The 3,855-nt window shown below is 44.8% G+C and carries 4 protein-coding genes and 1 pseudogene; 1 reads left to right on the top strand and 4 read right to left on the bottom strand.

Annotation, left to right across the window (positions count from 1 at the left end; translation table 11 throughout):
- Nucleotides 1-656: pseudogene (locus AB7U36_RS20225) on the top strand (DUF4388 domain-containing protein); the annotation flags it as partial.
- A gap of 102 nt (nucleotides 657-758) precedes the next feature.
- Here the strand turns inward: AB7U36_RS20225 and AB7U36_RS20220 are convergent.
- Genes AB7U36_RS20220 through AB7U36_RS20205 form a run of 4 tightly spaced genes read right to left on the bottom strand, consistent with a single transcriptional unit; the run spans nucleotide 759 to nucleotide 3,757 of the window.
- The gene (locus tag AB7U36_RS20220) at nucleotides 759-1,034 is read right to left on the bottom strand and encodes a hypothetical protein (RefSeq protein WP_040016276.1); all 276 of its coding nucleotides are present in this window, start codon (nucleotides 1,032-1,034) and stop codon (nucleotides 759-761) included.
- Nucleotides 1,035-1,065: 31 nt separating this feature from the next.
- Entirely contained in the window at nucleotides 1,066-1,371 is a 306-nt protein-coding gene (locus tag AB7U36_RS20215; protein WP_428161433.1) for a hypothetical protein, read from the bottom strand.
- Nucleotides 1,372-1,406: 35 nt separating this feature from the next.
- Nucleotides 1,407-1,898, bottom strand: coding sequence for a hypothetical protein (locus AB7U36_RS20210; RefSeq protein WP_428161173.1), 492 nt, complete (start codon nucleotides 1,896-1,898; stop codon nucleotides 1,407-1,409).
- The gene (locus tag AB7U36_RS20205; protein ID WP_428161432.1) at nucleotides 1,895-3,757 is read right to left on the bottom strand and encodes a hypothetical protein; all 1,863 of its coding nucleotides are present in this window, start codon (nucleotides 3,755-3,757) and stop codon (nucleotides 1,895-1,897) included. The genes AB7U36_RS20210 and AB7U36_RS20205 overlap by 4 nt, the downstream gene beginning before the upstream one ends.
- Nucleotides 3,758-3,855: the final 98 nt, after the last annotated feature.

Below are 3,855 nucleotides of genomic sequence, written 5' to 3'. Positions count from 1 at the left end.
TTTCCCTGATTGACGGTACCCGTTCCGTGCGCCAGGTGATCACGGAAAGCGCCTATGATGAGTTTGCCGTATATAAAATTATTTTCTCTGTGATCTCATCAGGCCTTATTGAACAAAAACAAGAGGTCGTTCTGGTCAATGGAAATGAGGGCAATAACCTGTCAGGCATTCTCACGATGTTCAATGATATTTTTAAAGCCATGGAAAAGAATCTGTCAGCAGAAATCGGGGAAAAAGCCATGGAAATTTTTAAGGAGACCCAGTCTGACCTTCCCCCGGATTTTAAAACGATACTGATGGATTACAGGATTGAAAACCAGAAAAATTCCAATCTTCAGGTTGTGGAAACCGCTATAGCCCATCTTGATAAGGTTCCGGACAATCAAAAGGACTTTCTTATTAAAGGATTTGTGGCCTATTGTAGTCTTATTCTTAAAAAAGCCGCTGATATTCTTGGAAAAAACCCCGTAAACAATATTCTGATAGACATTGAAAAAGTGCTGGACTATATCAACAAATACCAGAGCAGTTCCAATGATAAAGACAGAATCGTCACAGATTTAAACGCCTTGATCAGCCAAACCCGGGCAGATTTCAACCTCAGCGCAAAAAATACAAAAAGCAAAAAAAGCCTGTTTTCATTATTTTCCCGATAGCGTTGTTTTATAAAAACATCTGGGTAAGTTACTCAGATCTTTAAAACTTTGTTGTAGGTTATGCCCGGCAGTTGATATGTCAGGTCAGCCCATGGCTATTATTTAGGAATTTGCAACCTTTGACCCACCATAAGCCAGAAAAGAGAGGGCCGCTGTTCTAAAAAGTGCCCGGATTGTTTCTAAAATTTCCTGGCTCACAAAATTGCCTAAAATGGTGACATAATCGGCAATAAACAGCAAGCACACCGTCACAAGAATCAGATTGATTACTTTTCCCACTTTACCACCGGCATATTTGATCCGGGCTTTATTGAATACAAAAATAATGATCAGATAAATAATAAGCGTAAACACGGATATGATCATTTGAGTGGTCATGATATCCACTGGTTATTCTCCTTTGATTTATTTATGTTTTTTCTTTGGATAAAATTGCAAATATCTCTTTTGCCATCCGGTCAGTATCAGGGTTTTGGGCCCCGACTTCGGTGACAACGCCAAGCAAATGTCTGCCAAATGGAAAAATAAAAACCTGTGTATTGTTCCGTCTTAAAAAAGCAGCATACCTGAACCGCTTTGGGCTGATGGATAAATAAATGCTGCCACAGGCAGCAATTGCTTTGGATAGTTTTTTATCTGCGCCGGGTTCCATTTTCGAAGAGAAATTCCGGTCAAGCACATTCCCGTTCCCATCCACAAGAAAAAAGGCATTCACACCTTTTATCCTGCTGATATTTGAAAGGGAACCCTTCATATCTGCCACTCTTTTTTGTGCGTGTACTGCATAAAAAAACGGCAAAAAGGTTCGGGCAAGTTCGGTGTCAGGGCAACAAGCACCAGATACTGTCCCTTTTTTTCTCTGGCCACAAAAAAATACTTGTCTGATATCAAAACGGTCATGGACCCGATATCGGGCATGGCCGCCAGTCCTTGTTCCAAACTTTGGGCCAGACGCGATCCAAGACTGTGAATATCTTCCGGCAAAAGCAGATCAGGCATCCGGCAGATGGTAATCCCTTTGCTTATATCATAGATAAAGCCCCCCATCATCTGCGGGTACCGGTCAAGGACCTGAAACAAATAATCAACCCTATTCTCCTGTTGTTTTTTTTGCTGCAGCAAAGGCAGAAGATAATCATTATGATATCCGCATGCATGGCAGATGAAAACTGCCCGGCCCTTGACAATATGTGCCGGACAAACCTGGTTTCTATCACCGCAGTCCTCACAGAATACGATCATTCTATTCCTTGAAGGCTATTGAATAAAGCCTTTAACCGGGCAAAAATCCCTTTTTTCTTTTGTTCCCCATCCTTTTCCTGGGTTTGATCGGGTTCTGCAGTTGCCATGCCGTTCAACCCGTCATCGAATTCGGAATCGTTCATGCCGTTTTCCCCGGTATCAGGCACTGCCTGCCGGTGAATAAACCGGGCCATGGAGGAGACAAGATCAAGAAGCCTGACCTTGTCGGAATCCGGGGCCCAAATATCATTTAAGCTTGCAATCTTTTCCTGAACCTGTTCAAACACGTCCAAACGACTCAATGTGTCAGGGTCGAAAAGCAATTTTTGAAGGTCATCCAGATTCGGGTCCGGTTCCTGATCGGTCATATTCCCATCCGTATCATCTTCGAGAGAGATCTCTTGAACCGCGTCATCATCACCCGGCTGTTCTTCCGGATGAATTTCATCCTCTTGGCTATCGGGAACAGGCGCAATCTGCCCCGAAGAATCGGCTGGTTCCTCTAAAAGATCAATGCCCGCGGAGTCGATACCGGGATCATTACCATCAGAAAAATCAACCGGTTCCGCTGAAAGATTACTTTCACCCCCCAAATTTTCAGCATGGTCCAAGGATTGGGAATCCGGCGGATCCTGAACTTCCATGACGCGGTCATCTGAGGTACTAAGGTTGAAAAAGGCATCAAGCCTGCTTTCAATCTCTGGAATAGGTGTATTACCCATTCTTTGGGGCGTGACCTGCTGAACTCCGGCTTTTTTCTCTGCCGCACCTATTACACCGGGGATGCTTGCGGCATTTTCCTGATCCGGACCATGTATACTTGAAAGATGAATGGCATCAAGCAGTTCATCCGCCGCTGATTCCTTCATGGAAAACAAATCCCCCATAACATCCCGTTGGGGCGGCAAGGAATCCTTCTCCGTTGACGGAGTGCCTTTTCTTGCACCAAGAGCCGATGCCGGGTCTGTCATCGGGTCATCCAGGGTAAAGAACGGGCTGTCTTCCTGGTCAGATGCTTGTTCATTGATATGGGATAAAGCGGGTGCAAAACCGTCATCCTCACGGTGCTCCGCAATATTGCCCGGGGCAGCCGGTTGCACTTGGCCGGGATGTTGAATTGTCCGGACTGCTGAGGGGGTATGATCTTCCGCGCTTGGACCAGGGGTTAAACCGGCATCAATCTTGCGTTTAAATGCCTTGTACGCCTGGATACTTTCCTGCACCAGCTCTTTTTTCTTATCGGGTGGCATACTGGGATGGCCCAGCAACAATTCGTACTGATGGAATACCCGGCGCAGCAGGGAAACCGAATCCTGGTGGGCATTGGCTTGGTGCTGGGCAATGTGGGCACCAATCTCATGCATGATACGCAGAAAGGTATGATGCATTTTATCGGATTTAAGCCGTTTTTCAAGCCGGATGAGGACACGGTCAAACCCCTCCATGGTGATATTTGAAATCTCCCAGTCCACTGAAAGAATGACGGCTTTGAGTTCTTCCATCTCAGAATCAAGGATAAGTTTTCCAGATTCAATGGCAGATTTAACGAACTTAAATGTATCCTTACTTCTCGATAATAGCTGTACCTGCTCTTCAACAGATGATGAGATTAAAAGGCTTTTCAAATTATCCGCCAGGGTCCCAAGGGCAGGGAGCGTTTCGGGATGTGCCTTATCCTTTCGCGCATCAAGATATTTTATCAAAGAGTGCATCATTTTAATAACGAACAGGGCTTCTTGTTTTCCGACACAATCAGTTTCCAGGGAGTTAAGACGGTCTGCAAGTACTTTTACATCAGCAGTCTCAACCCCGTTTGTCATGTGTTCGATGTTTTTCTGTATCTGATCAACAAAATCCAATATCCTTCTCCTTAAAATATCTGGTCCTGGATAGACACCAGGGTAGTGGATATAATTTTTTTCAAGGTAGGTATTACATTACCCCCGTTCGATGCACT

The sequence above is a fragment of the Desulfobacter sp. genome, from assembly GCF_050177295.1.
This window is presented reverse-complemented; position numbering and strand designations above follow the sequence as displayed.

What these genes read in the sequence shown, in the direction of transcription:
- AB7U36_RS20210 (WP_428161173.1), bottom strand. Translation starts at nt 1,898, where the DNA reads ATGATCGTATTCTGTGAGGACTGCGGTGATAGAAACCAGGTTTGTCCG.
- AB7U36_RS20220 (WP_040016276.1), bottom strand. Translation starts at nt 1,034, where the DNA reads ATGACCACTCAAATGATCATATCCGTGTTTACGCTTATTATTTATCTG.